General features: G+C 72.5%; 15 protein-coding genes and 1 pseudogene. 14 read left to right on the top strand and 2 right to left on the bottom strand.

What is annotated here, in order from left to right; all coding sequences use genetic code 11:
• The first annotated feature begins 59 nt into the window (after nucleotides 1-59).
• From AXW62_RS08610 to AXW62_RS42585, 8 genes are all read left to right on the top strand, one after another.
• Entirely contained in the window at nucleotides 60-1076 is a 1017-nt protein-coding gene (locus AXW62_RS08610) for a LacI family DNA-binding transcriptional regulator (protein ID WP_060943982.1), read from the top strand.
• Nucleotides 1073-2719, top strand: coding sequence for a sugar ABC transporter ATP-binding protein (locus AXW62_RS08605; RefSeq protein WP_060943981.1), 1647 nt, complete (start codon nucleotides 1073-1075; stop codon nucleotides 2717-2719). Before AXW62_RS08610 ends, AXW62_RS08605 begins: the two co-directional genes overlap by 4 nt.
• Nucleotides 2709-4658, top strand: coding sequence for an ABC transporter permease/substrate-binding protein (locus AXW62_RS08600; protein ID WP_060943980.1), 1950 nt, complete (start codon nucleotides 2709-2711; stop codon nucleotides 4656-4658). Before AXW62_RS08605 ends, AXW62_RS08600 begins: the two co-directional genes overlap by 11 nt.
• Before the next feature lie 291 nt (nucleotides 4659-4949).
• Nucleotides 4950-5876, top strand: a complete 927-nt coding sequence (locus AXW62_RS08595; protein WP_030836806.1) for a ribokinase — start codon at nucleotides 4950-4952, stop codon at nucleotides 5874-5876.
• Nucleotides 5873-6268, top strand: coding sequence for a D-ribose pyranase (rbsD, locus tag AXW62_RS08590; protein ID WP_060943979.1), 396 nt, complete (start codon nucleotides 5873-5875; stop codon nucleotides 6266-6268). Before AXW62_RS08595 ends, rbsD begins: the two co-directional genes overlap by 4 nt.
• Before the next feature lie 465 nt (nucleotides 6269-6733).
• Complete coding sequence (locus AXW62_RS42590; protein ID WP_060943978.1) at nucleotides 6734-7153, top strand: hypothetical protein; 420 nt, start codon at nucleotides 6734-6736, stop codon at nucleotides 7151-7153.
• 69 nt (nucleotides 7154-7222) lie between these two features.
• Nucleotides 7223-7855, top strand: coding sequence for a SigE family RNA polymerase sigma factor (locus AXW62_RS08580; RefSeq protein WP_030836814.1), 633 nt, complete (start codon nucleotides 7223-7225; stop codon nucleotides 7853-7855).
• Nucleotides 7852-8217 carry a hypothetical protein gene (locus tag AXW62_RS42585; protein WP_060943977.1) on the top strand — a complete coding sequence of 122 codons (366 nt, stop codon included), beginning with the start codon at nucleotides 7852-7854 and terminating at the stop codon, nucleotides 8215-8217. The genes AXW62_RS08580 and AXW62_RS42585 overlap by 4 nt, the downstream gene beginning before the upstream one ends.
• Nucleotides 8218-8538: 321 nt before the next feature.
• Here AXW62_RS42585 and AXW62_RS08570 read toward each other — a convergent pair whose 3' ends face one another.
• Nucleotides 8539-9402 (bottom strand): helix-turn-helix transcriptional regulator, encoded by an 864-nt coding sequence (locus AXW62_RS08570; protein WP_060943976.1) that lies wholly within the window; start codon nucleotides 9400-9402, stop codon nucleotides 8539-8541.
• A gap of 136 nt (nucleotides 9403-9538) precedes the next feature.
• Between AXW62_RS08570 and AXW62_RS08565 the strand changes: the two genes are divergently transcribed.
• The 6 genes and pseudogenes from AXW62_RS08565 to AXW62_RS08540 all read left to right on the top strand — a co-directional run bounded on the left by AXW62_RS08565 (nucleotide 9539) and on the right by AXW62_RS08540 (nucleotide 13491).
• The gene (locus AXW62_RS08565) at nucleotides 9539-10282 is read left to right on the top strand and encodes an SDR family oxidoreductase (protein WP_060943975.1); all 744 of its coding nucleotides are present in this window, start codon (nucleotides 9539-9541) and stop codon (nucleotides 10280-10282) included.
• Nucleotides 10283-10511: 229 nt separating this feature from the next.
• Nucleotides 10512-11114, top strand: a pseudogene (locus tag AXW62_RS08560) (transposase); the annotation flags it as partial.
• Nucleotides 11115-11202: 88 nt separating this feature from the next.
• Nucleotides 11203-11487: a hypothetical protein gene (locus tag AXW62_RS08555; protein WP_060943974.1), complete on the top strand. Its 285-nt coding sequence runs from the start codon at nucleotides 11203-11205 to the stop codon at nucleotides 11485-11487.
• Nucleotides 11488-11594: 107 nt separating this feature from the next.
• Nucleotides 11595-12110: a hypothetical protein gene (locus AXW62_RS08550; protein WP_306305048.1), complete on the top strand. Its 516-nt coding sequence runs from the start codon at nucleotides 11595-11597 to the stop codon at nucleotides 12108-12110.
• A 101-nt stretch (nucleotides 12111-12211) separates the two neighbouring features.
• Nucleotides 12212-12967: a protein kinase domain-containing protein gene (locus tag AXW62_RS08545; RefSeq protein ID WP_306305047.1), complete on the top strand. Its 756-nt coding sequence runs from the start codon at nucleotides 12212-12214 to the stop codon at nucleotides 12965-12967.
• Nucleotides 12964-13491: a GNAT family N-acetyltransferase gene (locus tag AXW62_RS08540; protein ID WP_060943971.1), complete on the top strand. Its 528-nt coding sequence runs from the start codon at nucleotides 12964-12966 to the stop codon at nucleotides 13489-13491. Before AXW62_RS08545 ends, AXW62_RS08540 begins: the two co-directional genes overlap by 4 nt.
• Before the next feature lie 117 nt (nucleotides 13492-13608).
• Here the strand turns inward: AXW62_RS08540 and AXW62_RS08535 are convergent, their stop codons facing one another.
• A complete protein-coding gene (locus AXW62_RS08535) occupies nucleotides 13609-14385 on the bottom strand; it encodes a sugar phosphate isomerase/epimerase family protein (protein ID WP_079115531.1) in 777 nt (258 codons plus the stop codon).
• Between the last annotated feature and the right edge of the window lie 2 nt (nucleotides 14386-14387).

Raw genomic sequence — 14387 nt, 5'->3', positions numbered from 1 at the left:
CCCCACCCTCATGTAATCGATTCCAATTCCGTGTAATCGATTCCACAAGGAGGTGGACGATGCCGGCCATCAAGGATGTGGCGCGGCGTGCCGGGGTCTCCGTGGCGACGGTCTCACGGGTGCTCAACGACCACCCCTCCGTCCGCCCGGACACCCGCGAACGGGTGCTCGCCGCGGTCGCCGACCTCGGCTATCGCCCCAACGCGGTGGCCCGCTCGCTGCGCACCGACCAGACCCGTGCCCTGGGGCTGGTCATCAGCGACGTGCTGAATCCCTTCTTCACCGAGCTGGCCCGTTCGGTCGAGGACGCCGCCCGCGAGCTGGGCTACAGCGTGGTCATCGGCAACGCCGACGAGCGGCCAGAGCTCCAGGACCACCATGTGCGCACCCTGATGGACCGCCGCATAGACGGCCTGCTGATCAGCCCCACCGACGGCGGCTCCCCGATGATGCAGGCCGCCGCCCGCGCCGGCACCCCCATGGTCTTCGTCGACCGCTGGATCGAGGGCGCGGGCCTGGACGAGGTGCCGGTGGTCCGCACCGACGGACGGGCCGCCATCCGCGATCTGGTGGCCCATCTGTACGCCCTGGGCCACCGCCGGCTCGCGATCATCTCGGGCCCGGCGGCCACCACGACCGGCCGCGAGCGGGTGGACGCCTTCCGCTCCGCGCTGCGCGAGTTCGGCCTGGTCTTGTCCAACGACCACATCGGCCAGGGGGACTTCCAGGCGGACAGCGGTCGCCGGGTGACCGCCCGCTTCCTCGGTCTGCCGCACCCTCCGGACGCGGTCTTCGCCGCGGACAACCTGATGGCGCTCGGCGCGATGGACGAGATCCGCGCCCGGGGGCTGCGGGTGCCGGACGATGTGGCGCTCGCCGCGTTCGACGACATCCCCTGGTTCCTCCACACCGATCCGCCGATCACCGCCATCGCCCAGCCCACCGGAGCGCTCGGCCACGCCGCCGTGACGGCGCTGGTCGATCTCGTCGAGGGGCGGCCCGCCGAGTCGGTGACCCTGTCCGCCCGTCTGGTCACCCGCCGCTCGTGCGGCGAGCCCGAAGGGAGCACGCCATGAGCCGGACCCCGAACGCCGAGGGCACGTCCGCGGCCGGTCCCGGCGCGGAGCTGCTGCGCATGGAGGGGGTCCGCAAGACCTTCCCCGGGGTGGTCGCGCTGGACGGGGTGGACTTCGACCTGCGCCGCGGCGAAGTCCACGTCCTGCTGGGCGAGAACGGCGCGGGCAAGTCCACGCTGATCAAGATGCTCTCCGGCGCCCACCGCCCCGACGGCGGCCGGATCCTGGTCGACGGAAGCCCGGTGCGCGTCAACGGCGCGCAGGACGCCGAGCGGCTCGGAATCGCCACCATCTACCAGGAGTTCAACCTCGTCCCGGACCTCACCGTGGCCGAGAACATCTTCCTGGGCCGCCAGCCGCGCCGCTTCGGCATGATCGACCGCAAGGCGATGGACGAGCGGGCCGCCGAGCTGCTGGCCCGGGTCGGACTGGACGTCTCACCGCGGGCCCGGGTCCGGGACCTCGGCATCGCCCGGCTGCAAATGGTGGAGATCGCCAAGGCGCTGAGCCTGGACGCCCGCGTCCTGATCATGGACGAGCCGACCGCCGTGCTCACCACGGAGGAGGTCGACAAGCTCTTCCGGATCGTGCGCACGCTGCGCGCGGACGGTGTGGGGATCGTCTTCATCACCCATCACCTGGAGGAGATCGCGGCCCTGGGCGACCGCGTCACCGTGCTGCGCGACGGCCGCAGCGTGACCCAGGTACCGGCCGGCACCGACCGGGACGAGCTGGTGCGGCTGATGGTGGGCCGCTCCATCGAGCAGCAGTACCCACGGGAGCGCGGGGACGCCGGTGAGCCGCTGCTGAAGGTCCGGGGGCTCACCCGGAACGGCGCCTTCCAGGACATCGGCTTCGAGGTCCGGGCCGGGGAGGTGGTGGGCCTGGCCGGGCTGGTCGGCGCGGGCCGTACGGAGGTCGTCCGGGCGCTGTTCGGCGCCGACCCCTACGACTCCGGCACCGTCGAGGTGCTCGGCCGCCCGCTGCCCCGCCATGACGTGGTGGCCGCCATGCGGGCCGGGATCGGCCTCGTCCCGGAGGACCGCAAGGGGCAGGGCCTGGTCCTGGACGGCTCCGTGCAGGAGAACCTGGGCCTGGTCACCCTGCGCTCCGCCACCCGCGCCGGGCTGGTCGACCGGGCCGGTCAGCGGCGCGCGGCGGCCGGTGTCGCCGAGCGGCTGGCCGTCCGGATGTCCGGGCTGCACCAGCGGGTGCGCACCCTCTCCGGCGGCAACCAGCAGAAGGTCGTCATCGGCAAGTGGCTGCTCGCCGACAGCAGGGTGCTGATCCTCGACGAGCCGACCCGCGGTATCGACGTGGGCGCCAAGGTCGAGATCTACCAGCTCATCAACGAACTCACCGCGTCCGGCCACGCCGTCCTGATGATCTCCAGCGATCTGCCCGAGGTCCTGGGGATGAGCGACCGGGTGCTGGTCATGGCCCAGGGCCGGATCGCGGGCGAGCTGACCGCGCGGGAGGCGACCCAGGACGCCGTGATGGCCCTGGCGGTCACGGACGTCAAGGACGTCAAGGGTATTGAGGGCGACGAGGACATCACGGACGTCACGGACGTCGAAGGAAGCGTAGAAGGCGTCGACGAAGGAGTCGGCGGCAACGGAAAGGAGGGCTCCCGTGGCCACTGACACGCGTCTGTCCACGAAGGACCCCGGGGGCTCGGCGGCGCTGCGCCGCGTGCTGCTCGACAATGGCGCGCTGAGCGCCCTGGTGCTGCTGGTGGTGGCCATGTCGCTGCTGTCCGGCGACTTCCTCACCACCGACAACCTGCTCAACGTCGGTGTGCAGGCGGCGGTCACCGCGGTCCTCGCCTTCGGCGTCACCTTCGTCATCGTCTCCGCGGGCATCGACCTGTCGGTCGGCTCGGTGGCCGCGCTGTCCGCCACCGTGCTCGCCTGGTCCGCCAGCTCACAGGGGCTGCCGGTGTGGTTCTCCGCGCTCCTGGCCGTCGCCACCGGTGTCGCCTGCGGTCTGGTCAGCGGGGCGCTGGTCTCCTTCGGGAAGCTGCCGCCGTTCATCGCCACGCTCGCGATGCTGTCGGTCGGCCGCGGTCTGGCCCTGGTCATCTCCCAGGGCAGCCCGATACCCGTCCCCGACGCGATGTCCGGTCTCGGCGACACGCTCGGCGGCTGGCTGCCCGTCCCGGTGATCGTGATGGTGGTGATGGGGCTGATCACCGCGGGGGTGCTGGGCCGTACGTACGCGGGCCGCGCGATGTACGCGATCGGCGGCAACGAGGAGGCCGCCCGGCTCTCCGGGATCCGGGTGGCGCGCCAGAAGCTCGTCATCTACGCGCTCTCCGGCGGTTTCGCGGCCGTCGCGGGCATCGTGCTCGCCTCCCGGCTGTCCTCCGCGCAGCCGCAGGCGGCCGTCGGCTACGAACTCGACGCGATCGCGGCGGTCGTCATCGGCGGTGCGAGCCTGTCCGGCGGTGTCGGCAAGGCGTCCGGCACGCTGATCGGCGCGCTGATCCTCGCGGTGCTGCGCAACGGGCTCAACCTGCTGGAGGTGTCGCCCTTCTGGCAGCAGGTCGTCATCGGTGTCGTCATCGCGCTCGCGGTGCTGCTGGACACGGTGCGCCGGCGCGCCGGGGCCGGTCCGGGCGCGCCCGGGGCCGCGGCGGGCGGGCCGTCCGGTGGCGGCCGTAAGGCGGCCGTGGGCGCGGGCAAGTTGGCGCTGGCCGCCGTGGTCGTCGTCGCCATCGCCTTCGGCGCCTCCTTCTGGCGCTCCGGCTCCTCCGACGGCGCGTCCACCAAGGTCGGACTGTCGGTCTCGACGCTCAACAACCCCTTCTTCGTCCAGCTGAAGGCGGGCGCCCAGGAGGAGGCCAAGCGCGCCGGGATCAGCCTTACGGTCACCGACGCCCAGAACGACGCCTCCCAGCAGGCCAATCAGATCCAGAACTTCACCAGCCAGAACATGAAGTCGATCATCATCAACCCGGTCGACTCCGATGCGGCGGGCCCCTCGGTCCGGGCCGCGGACAAGGCGGGCATCCCGGTGCTCGCCGCCGACCGCGGCGTCAACAAGGCGACGATCGCGACCCTGGTGGCCTCCGACAACATCGCGGGCGGCAAGCTGGCCGCGAAGGCGCTCGCCGAGCGGCTCGGGGAGAAGGGCACGATCCTGGTGCTCCAGGGCACGCCCGGCACCTCGGCCTCGCGTGAGCGCGGCAAGGGCTTCGCGGAGGGCCTGAAGGCGTACCCCGGTATCAAGGTCGTCGGCAGGCAGTCGGCCGACTTCGACCGGGCCAAGGGGCTCGATGTGACCGCCAATCTGCTCCAGAGCCACCCGGGCGTCGACGGGATCTTCGCCGAGAACGACGAGATGGCGCTCGGGGCGGTCAAGGCGCTCGGGTCCAAGGCGGGCAGGTCGGTCAAGGTCGTCGGCTTCGACGGCACCCCGGACGGGCTCAAGGCGGTCGAGAACGGCACCCTCGCCGCGACCGTCGCCCAGCAGCCGAAGGAGCTGGGCCGGATGGTGGTGCGGAACGCCGTCAAGGCCGCCGAGGGGAAGAAGATCAGCGGGACGGTGAAGGTGCCGGTGAAGGTCGTCGCGGCGAAGTGAGCGTCCCACCACCGGGGACGTCGGACGTCCCGCCGCCACGGACGTCAAACGTTCCACCGACACGGACGTCGAACGTCCCACCCGGGGACACGTCGAACGTCCCGCCTACGGGCACGTCGAACGTCCCGCCGCCACGGACGTCCGACGTCCCCACCCACGGGCACGTCGAACGCCCCCGCCTGCGGGCACGTCGGACGTCCCGCCACCGCCGATCGTCAAACGTCCCACCACCGCGGACCGGACCGTCATCGGTGTCCGTGAGGTGAACGAGCGAAGCGAAAGGACGCGCGCATGCACGACTACGACCTGCTGGTCGTGGGGTCGGCCAACGCCGATCTGGTGATCGGAGTCGACCGCCGCCCCGGGGCCGGTGAGACCGTCCTCGGTTCCGACCTGGCGGTCCACCCGGGCGGCAAGGGCGCCAACCAGGCCGTCGCCGCGGCCCGGCTGGGGGCCCGGACGGCCCTGCTGGCCCGGGTCGGGGAGGACGACTACGGCCGGCTGCTGCTGGACTCGCAGCGGACGGCCGGGGTCGACACCGCGGGCGTCCTCGTCGGCGGCGCGCCCACCGGGGTCGCGCTGATCACGGTGGACCCCTCGGGTGACAACAGCATCGTGGTCTCCCTGGGGGCCAACGCCCGGCTGAGCCCCGGCGACATCCGGGCCTCGGCACGCCTGCTGGCCGCGGCGCGGGTGGTCTCCCTCCAGCTGGAGATCCCGCTGGAGACGGTCGCCGAGGTGGTCCGCACGGCGACCGCGGGCTTCGGTGACCGCCCCGGGCCGCGGGTGGTGCTCAACCCCTCGCCGCCCGCGCCGCTGCCCACCGATGTGCTGGCCGCCTGTGACCCCCTGGTGGTCAACGAGCACGAGGCGCGGTTCCTGCTGAGCGACGGCCCGGCAGGGTCCTCCGAGGACCCCGAGGTGTGGGCCGAGGCCCTGCTGTCGCGCGGTCCGCGCTCGGTCGTGGTGACCCTGGGCGGCGAGGGCGCGCTGGTCGCCGACCGCGACCGTACGGTGCTGGTGCCCAGTCTCGCGGTGCCGGTGGTGGACACCACGGGCGCCGGGGACGCCTTCACCGGCGCGCTCGCCTGGCGCCTCGGGCTCGGTGACGAACTGGAGGACGCGGTGCGGTTCGCGGTGCGCGTGGGCGCGGCGGCGGTGACCCGGGCCGGGGCGCAGGCGTCCTTCCCGGATGCCGGGGAGGTGGCGGCCCTGTGAAGCGGGCCGGGATCCTCAACCGCCATCTGAGCGCGGGCATCGCCCTGTTGGGCCACACCGACACGGTGCTGGTCTGCGACGTGGGCCTGCCGATACCGGACGGCCCGTTCGTGGTGGACCTCGCCTTCACGGCCGGGGTGCCGTCGTTCGAGCGGGTGCTCACCGGGCTGATGGACGAGCTGGTGGTCGAACGGGCCACGGCGGCACGGGAGATCCGCGGGGCCAACCCCGGGGCGTCCGCCCTGCTCGACCGCATCTTCCCGGCTCCCGCACTGGACCTGGTCCCGCACGAGGAGCTGAAGGCGCGAACCGCCGGGGCGAGGCTGGTGGTGCGTACGGGGGAGGCGCGGCCGTACGCGAACGTGCTGCTGCGGTGCGGGGTGCCGTTCTGAGCCGGGGCCGGTGGGAGCGGGGCGGCCGGTCCGAGCAGGCGCAGTCCTGAGCCGGGGGCGGGTCGCCATAGGCGTCCCACGCGCCGAGGCGGGGGTGCGCCGGGGTGCGGGGGCGGTGGACGTACGACGTTTCGAGGGGCCCGGTCCATGGCCGGGCCCCTCGTGTCCCCCTCCCACGAGCTTCCTCCGGATCCCCCCCGAGATCCCCCCCCAGGAAGCCCGATGCCAGGTACGACCTGCCAGGGGCCGGAAGGGTTGCACGGGTTCCGGCGGTTATCAGTTCGTTATGGGGCGTCGGCTCCGTAAGGGGTCGCGGATGGTCGCGGATTTTTTTCCAGGCCGCGGCAACCTCCGGTGCGGCCGCACGTCTGGTGGGGTGAAGGCGGGTTCCGGAACGGGTCCTCGGGCCCTCGGTGCGCGCCTCGCCCATCAGCGTTCGCCCAATCCTTTCGGGAGTCGTTCCGTATGCAGCACGTCCGCGCCAAGAAGCCGAACCGCCGTCTGCGCCCCTGGATCCTGGGGTCGGCCGCCGGTGTCGTCCTGCTCGTGGGCGGGGGCGTGGCCGCCCAGGCGGCCACCTCCGACCACTCGCGCCCGGCCAAGCCGGCCCCGGCCACCACCGCGAAGCCCGCGCCCGCCAAGCCGGTCCCGGCCACCACCGCGAAGCCCGCGCCCGCCAAGCCCGCGCCTGGGCGGACCAGCACGCCCAAGCCCGTGCCCACGCGGACCAGCACGCCCAAGCCCGTGCCCACGCGGACCAGCACGCCCAAGCCCGTGCCGACCCTGCCGGCCACCAAGCCCGCGCCGACGCAGCCGCCGACCAGCGTGCCGGAGTCCACGCAGCCGCCCACCAGCGTGCCCGCCCCCACCAAGGCCAGCCGCTAGCCGCGAGTCACGGATGCGGCGGGCCGGGTCCGGAACCGGCCCGCCGCACCGATGAGGTGAACGAGGACGATGCAGCTCACTCTTGTCCTGCCCTGGTGGGCCCGGCTGCTCCGCCGCGCCCGGACGACCGCCTCGACACCGGCGGTGGAAACGCCGCGCGCCGGGCGGCGGTTCCGGGTGCTCGGACCGGTGGGCGGCCGGGACGACGAGGAGCCCGGCCCCACGCTGGCCGATCTGTACCAGGCCCGGCGGCTGGACATGGTCCGGCTGGCGGTCTTCCTGGTGGACGATCTGCACACCGCCGAGGACGTCGTCCAGGACGCCTTCGCCGCCGTCTGCCGCCGGCACGGCTCACGGCTGGACAGCCTCGAGAACGCGCACGCCTATCTGCACACCGCGGTGGTCAACGCCGCCCGCTCCGTGCTGCGCCGACGCCGTACGGCACGTGCGTACACCCCGCCGTACCAGGGGCCCGGGGCCCCGGTCGACGAGAGGTTGCTGCTCGCCGAGGAGCACCGGCAGGTCCTCGCCGCGATGGCGCGGCTCACCTCGCGCCAGCGTGAGGTACTGGTGCTGCGCTACTGGTCGGAGCTGACCGAAGCACAGATCGCCGAGACGCTGGGCATCTCCCGCGGCACCGTGAAGTCGACCGCGAGCCGTGCGCTCGCCACCCTGGAAAAGCTGCTGGAGGTGGACCGATGAGCACTCCCCCGTCGCTCGAGGAACGGCTGCGCACCGCGCTCGACGCCCGTGCGCGGCTCATCAGCGCCCGCGACCTGTCACCGGCCCGGCCTCCCACCGGCCGGGCCTGGGGGACGCGGCGGATCCGGCGGGTGGTGTCCGCCGTCGCCGTGACGGCGGCGGCAGCGGCGGCCGTCGCCTTCCTGCTGCTGTCCCGCCCGCCGGAGAGCGACCGCCCGGCGCCACCGGCACGCGATCCCCGCACCCCCGCTCCGGCCACCTCGGTCCCGGTCTCCACCACCGGGCCTCCGACCCGGCCCTCCCCCACCTCTTCGCCCTCGCCCCCGTCCTGGACCGCCGACCCGTCGTCGGTGGCGCGCTAACCGGCGGCCCACCGCCACCCGGCCGCCGCTCGCGCGCACGTCGTACGCGTTTCCCCGGGGTCTGCCGGGGTGACGTGGTGGGTGCCCCGGCTCCGGCACGACGGCACGACGGCCGGCACCGTCCGCGCCAAGCAGCCCATGGGGAGTCTTCGCAGGTGAGGGTGTAGATCTGGGCCGGCCGATGAGTTCCGTACAGACGACTACAGACGACAGTCACCTGCGTCCGGTCCGACAGTGGCATCACGCACCAAGGTCAGCGGCGCTGGACGGTGACGATCGGCCGGTCGCGTCTGTCGCTCGAGCGGTACCTCCTCGATCGGTTCACCGGACTGGTCCGGTTTGCATCGCCTGTGTGCCCACGACGGTCAGCAGCGCGAGCTTCTCGGCGGTGTCGGTCCCGGCGCGTGGGGTGAACCAGAGCAACCGCTGGCGGCCGTCCTCGCTGAAGAGGCTGAGGCAGTTGAGGTCGAGCAGGCCAACGGTGGGGTGGACGATCCGCTTGCGCTCGTCTCTGCGCACCTCCACGTCCTGGTCGGCCCAGAGCGCCTGGAACTCCGGCGACCGCCGCAGCAGCTCGTCCACCAGCTCGGTCGCCTCGGCGTCGCCCGGGCTGCGTCGCCCGACCGCCGCACGCAGATCGGCAACGAACGAGCGTGACTGCGGGGCGAGGTCCTCCTGCGGGTAGGTCTGCCGCGCGGCCGGGTCGGTGAACCACCGGTAGATGAAGCTCGCCGCGCGGCCGTGGTGCGCGGACAGGTCGCCGAGCATCGCGATGGCGAGCGAGTTCTGGACCAGAACGGTGTGCAGGTCGGTGCACACCATCGCCGGGGTCCCGTCGATGCGTGTCAGCAGGTCGAGCATCGCGGGGTGGACGTGTGACGCCGTCCCGCTCTGGTGCGGGATCGGGCGGTTCGCCAACCGGTACAGATGGTCGCGTTCGTCGCGGCTGAGGCGCAGGGCGCGGGCGAGCGCGGCGAGCATCTGGTCGGAGGGCTGCGAGCCGGCACCGCGCTCCAGCTCGGTGTAGTACTCCACCGAGGCGCCGGCCAGAACGGCGACCTCGTCGCGACGCAGACCGGGGACGCGGCGCCGCGGGCCGGGCGCGATCCCGACCTCCTCGGGGCGGATCCGCTCGCGTCGCGAACGCAGGAAGCCACCGAGTTCGGAGTACCTCGTGTTCGACATGGGCACAGCCTCCCTGGGCGGCGCCGTTGGCGCCAGGGGATGGCGTCCCCACCTTCGCAAGCGACTGCCAGGGGACGGCGTCCCCACCTTCGCAAGCAACTGTCGCGGGCCCGCGCCGCGCCACAGAGTGGACGCCATGAACACTTCTGACTCCGGCGCATCGCCGGTCGCCGGAAAGACGGTCCTGATCACCGGTGGCACGAGCGGGATCGGCGCCGCGACCGCCCGGCTCCTGCTCATGCGTGGCCACCGGGTCGCCGTCACCGGGCGCGACCCTGGCCGGCTCAAGACCTTCCTCGACGAAGTCGGCCACCCGGACCGCGTCCTGGGCCTGGTAGCGGATGCCTCCGACTGGGACTCCACGAACACCGCGGTCACCAGCACGGTGGAGCGCTTCGGGTCGCTCGACGCGGCAATCGCGAACGCGGGCATCGCGTCCGCGGATCACTTCCGGACCGGCAGTGACGGCGTCATCGACGGCGGCGATCCGGAGCTGTGGGCCCCGATGGTACTCACCAACGTGCTCGGCCCGGCTCTGCTGGCCAAGGCGGCCCTGCCCCACCTCGAGCAGTCCCGCGGCCGGCTGGTGCTCATCGGCAGCGTGGCCGGAATCAAGAACAGCCCGGGCAACCTCTACTCCGCCACGAAGTGGGCAGTGGTCGGCTTCGCCGAGAACCTCCGCCTGCACGCCACGACCCGCGGCATCGGAGTCACGGTGGTGAACCCAGGCATGATCGACACCGCGTTCTGGCACGGCCAGGTTCCCCCCATCGCGATGCGCCCGGATTCGGTGGCCGAGGCGATCGGCTTCGCGCTCGACCAGCCGGCGGGCGTCGACCTCAACACGGTGACGATCCGTCCGATCGGCCAGCCCGTCTGACTCCAGGCGGGCAGCGTGCTCACTGGTGCATCGTCCTCGTGTCAGCGATCTTCGATGGATCGCTGACGCACCCGAGGTGCTGCCGGGCCATCGCCCTGCCCGCTTGACGCGTTGGACGTCCAGCATGAGTTTTGCGGGGCCCGGCAGGGAGGGGCGCGTCGGTGGCCGGGGAAAGGCCAGGGCCTGCCGATGATGACGGTCCTGCCCGCCTCGTCCAGAAGACCTCGACGTGTCCGGCCCCGCTTTCGCCCGCCCTGTCCTGACCCCGTTCTGCCGCCTGGACGAACTCGGGCTGGTCGTGACCGGCCGGCGCCTTGGACCTGACCGTGCGGCACTGGCTTGCGAGGTCGACAAGCCGACCGACTGGTGCCGCCGCTGCGGCTGCCAAGGCCCACCGCGCGACTCGGTGACCCGACGGCTTGCGCACGAGCCGTTCGGTTGGCGACCGACGACGCCGCTGCTCACGATCCGCCGCTACCGCCGCACCGGCTGCGGGCACGTGTGGCGGCAGGACACCAGTCACGCGGCCGAGCCGAAGGCGGAGCTGTCCCGTCGCGGGTTGGGGTGGGCACTGGAGGCGATCGTGGTCCGGCACCTGACCGTGGCCCGGATCGCCGAGGCGCCGGCGGTCGCGTGGAGCACCGCGAACGACGCCGTGTTGGCCGAGGGCAAGCGGGTGCTGATCAACGACCCGGCCCGGTCCGACGGCGTGAAGGTCATGGGGATCGATCAGCACGTCTGGCGGCACACCCGCAAGGGGGGCAAGTACGTGACCGTCATCATCGACCTGACCGCGATCCGTGACGGCACAGGCCCTTCTCGGTTGACCGACGCCGCCCTGCTCACCGTCAAACCTAAGATCCACCTCGATGAGTTGTTCGCCAACGAGGACCACCTGCCGGTCGAACCGCCTTCTCAACGTGACGGACTATCAAGCGTTCTGCGCTGAGCACGCCGGGCGTCAGATCGGGCACGCCACGAACGTGGGAGCCGGTGAAGTCTCCTGGGTCCGTGCCTATGAAGAGTTGTTCGGGCCGCTGCCCGAAATCTGGTTCACCGACCGGCACGGGCGACTGGACCACGAGGGGTTAGCCCAGTACCGCGAGACCGGGACCGTGGTCGCCGAATGGGACTGCTCGCCGGTCCCCGGCGACGGCGGCGATGAGGCCGCCCCCGCGCGGCAGTCGGCGGCCGCATCCCTGTGACCGCCATGTCCGTTGGAGGAGCGCTCCGGCCCAGTGCTGGGGCGCTCCGGCTCATCGCATCCCGCACCACCACCCCCAGAGCGGACATCGCCGCCTACGTCCGGGCTATGACTGCCCACTGTCCCTATCTCGCCCCGTCTCTCGATCACGGCCTGACCGGCTGGACGCTTTACGAAGCCGTCGGCGCTCCCCTGGACGTCGAGGCAGAGGTGTTTCACGCCGCCGTGCAGGCCGCCGAATGGGTCCGGCCATTGGCGACCCGCGCCCATGCCACGTTCGTCTGCGAAAACGTCGCCATCCTGGGGGCCGGACGGGAAGTGTTGCAGTGGCCGCACTGGGCCCTTAAGCACCTGTACGGGCCGGTCGGGTTGATGATCGGCAAGTTCGCTGCGGGGGAGGAGCGCACCGACGACAGCGGCCGCCGTATACCGTCACCACCGGTCTCGTTCCTGCCGGTACGGGCCGCCGTCCGGCCCCGCGACGGGCGGTTCCTGCAACGCACCCCGAACCTGGCGGCTGCCGTGGCGTCCGCGAGGGACGACGGCCGCGATGTGTTCAGCCACATTGGGCACGACTGGAAGGACATCAGGCTATGGGCCCAGCGCCTCCCGCCGAGGCTGTAGCAGCTCTGGACCATCTGTTGGGTCCCGTCACCTGCGCTCTGTTCAGTGACCGGCGAGGCTCCCGCGCATGGAAAGTCATCGGCTCCCGGGGCACTGCCGCGTTGAAGGCCAACAGCCCCGAGGCCGCGTCTGGACGCGACAAGGCTGCGGAGATGGCCCAGGAGGACCGGCACCTGCTCGCCCTCGCCGACGCGGGCGCCGTCAGTCCCGGGTACCGGGTCGATGCCGGCGCATGGGAGAGAGGCCGGTGGCTGGCGGTCCGCTGGATCGACGGAGCCCCCCTGTGGAACGCCACGGCCCTGGCACGCGGCCCCGAGGGCGACCGGCCCTCGGTACGGCCGTGGCTCCTGGGCATCGCCCGAACCTGGGCGGGGCGGCTTGAACGACTGCACGCCGCCGGTTGGGCCCACGCCGACGTACAGCCCACCAACACCCTCATCACCCGCGACGGCCGCGCCGCCCTCCTCGACTTCGCCCTGTCATGCGGGCCCGAGATGACAAGTCGGCTTCCGTACCGGGGCGCCCTGACCCACACCACCGCTCCCGAGATCGCCGACGCCCTGCTGACCACCCCCGCCGACACTCATATCCAGGCCCGGCCACCGGCCGACATCTGGGGACTGGGCGCATCCCTGTTCTGGTGCTGGACTGGATACCGCCCCGTCCCCTACGCCGACGACATCCCGCGGGCAGACAAACTCCGCGCCATCGCCGGTGGAAAGCGCCTCCAGCTCGAGGATGCCCGGCCGTGGTCCTTCCCCGTCTTAGAGGAGATCATCGCCGCGTGCATGGCACCGGCCCCCGACGAGCGGCCCACCGCCGACGACCTGGTCGCCATCATCGAGGCGGCCCAGTGATCCGGCTGCGGAACCTCGTCCCCGGCGACGTCTTGGCCGTGCAGAGGATCTACAGCGGCGCTTCCGTCACCTTCACTCGCGGCCACCCCATGACCAACGAGGAGGCCACCACCTGCGTCACCACCGCCATCACCCAGTCCTGGGCAACTCCCCGCCAGCGGTGGTGTTTCGGCGTCACCGCCGGCGATGACCTGGTCGGGTTGATCAAGCTCCGGGACCGTGCCGCCGGCCACGCCACCTTGAGCTACATCCTGCGGGAAGACAGTTGGGGACGCGGGTACGGCACCGATGCCGTCCGACAGGTCATCGCGTACGCGTTCACCACCACACATCTGCACCGGCTGAGCGCCAAGCATCACCCTGGCAATCCCGCCTCCGGTCGCGTGCTGTCCAAGGCCGGGTTCACCCGCACCACTGTCTTCCAGGGACGGGCGGCCGGCGCTCCGGTGGCCTACCCGGTTTACGAAATCCACCGCACCCCCGCACCCGGTCTGGTCGGCAGTGCCCCCGCCGACGGCGACTGACGGCTGAACCGCCCATAACACAACACAGTCATCGCCCTGCGCTCCGCTCCTCAACGTCGCCAGGCCCCCGGCGCGCGTTGTGCCGCGCCGGGGGGCGCCGGGCATCCGGGACGTGCGCTACAGCACCAGCTCGCGGTAGCGGCCGACGACCTCCGCCAGGACCTCCGCGCCGTCCCGGGCCCATAGGTCCGGGTTGAAGATCTCCACCTCGATCGGGCCGGTGTAGCCCGTCGCGTCGACCCGTTCGCGGAACCAGCGGAAGTCGACCGACCCGTCGCCGAGTTGGCCCCGGCCCAGGAGGACCCCCTCCGGGAGGGGGGTGATCCAGTCGGCGAGCTGGAAGGCGGCGATGCGGCCCCCGGCGCCCGCGCGGGCGATCTGGGCCGCCACCGTGTCGTCCCACCACAGGTGGTAGGTGTCCACGACCACGCCCACCTGGTCCGCGGGGAAGCGCGTCGCAAGGTCGAGGGCCTGGGCGAGGGTGGAGACCACGCAGCGGTCGGCGGCGTACATGGGGTGCAGGGGCTCGATGGCCAGGCGGACGCCGTGGTCGGCGGCGTACGGGGCGAGCCGTGCCAGCGCGTCGGCGACGCGCTCGCGGGCGGCGACGAGGTCGCGGCTGCCCGCCGGGAGGCCGCCGGAGACCAGGACCAGGGTGTCGGTGCCCAGGGCGGCGGCCTCGTCGACGGCCGCGCGGTTGTCGGCCAGGGCGGCGGCGCGCCGCTCGGGGTCGATGGCGGTGAAGAAGCCGCCCCGGCACAGGCTGGTGACGGTCAGGCCCGCGTCCCGCACCAGTTCGGCCGCCGCCTGGACGCCGTACCGCTGGACCGGCTCGCGCCACAGGCCCACGCCCGTGACGCCCGCCTTGACGCAGCCCTCCACCAGCTCCGGCAGCG

Origin of the sequence: Streptomyces hygroscopicus subsp. hygroscopicus (assembly GCF_001553455.1) — a bacterium.
Classification (GTDB): domain Bacteria; phylum Actinomycetota; class Actinomycetes; order Streptomycetales; family Streptomycetaceae; genus Streptomyces; species Streptomyces hygroscopicus.
Note: the sequence above shows the minus strand (reverse complement) of the source record. Positions and strands in the feature narration are given on the sequence as shown.

Bases quoted from the DNA above. Each gene is read 5' to 3' on its own strand.
- AXW62_RS08610 (WP_060943982.1), top strand. From the start codon at position 60: ATGCCGGCCATCAAGGATGTGGCGCGGCGTGCCGGGGTCTCCGTGGCG.
- AXW62_RS08605 (WP_060943981.1), top strand. From the start codon at position 1,073: ATGAGCCGGACCCCGAACGCCGAGGGCACGTCCGCGGCCGGTCCCGGC.
- AXW62_RS08595 (WP_030836806.1), top strand. From the start codon at position 4,950: ATGCACGACTACGACCTGCTGGTCGTGGGGTCGGCCAACGCCGATCTG.
- AXW62_RS42590 (WP_060943978.1), top strand. From the start codon at position 6,734: ATGCAGCACGTCCGCGCCAAGAAGCCGAACCGCCGTCTGCGCCCCTGG.
- AXW62_RS08580 (WP_030836814.1), top strand. From the start codon at position 7,223: ATGCAGCTCACTCTTGTCCTGCCCTGGTGGGCCCGGCTGCTCCGCCGC.
- AXW62_RS42585 (WP_060943977.1), top strand. From the start codon at position 7,852: ATGAGCACTCCCCCGTCGCTCGAGGAACGGCTGCGCACCGCGCTCGAC.
- AXW62_RS08570 (WP_060943976.1), bottom strand. From the start codon at position 9,402: ATGTCGAACACGAGGTACTCCGAACTCGGTGGCTTCCTGCGTTCGCGA.
- AXW62_RS08565 (WP_060943975.1), top strand. From the start codon at position 9,539: ATGAACACTTCTGACTCCGGCGCATCGCCGGTCGCCGGAAAGACGGTC.
- AXW62_RS08550 (WP_306305048.1), top strand. From the start codon at position 11,595: ATGACTGCCCACTGTCCCTATCTCGCCCCGTCTCTCGATCACGGCCTG.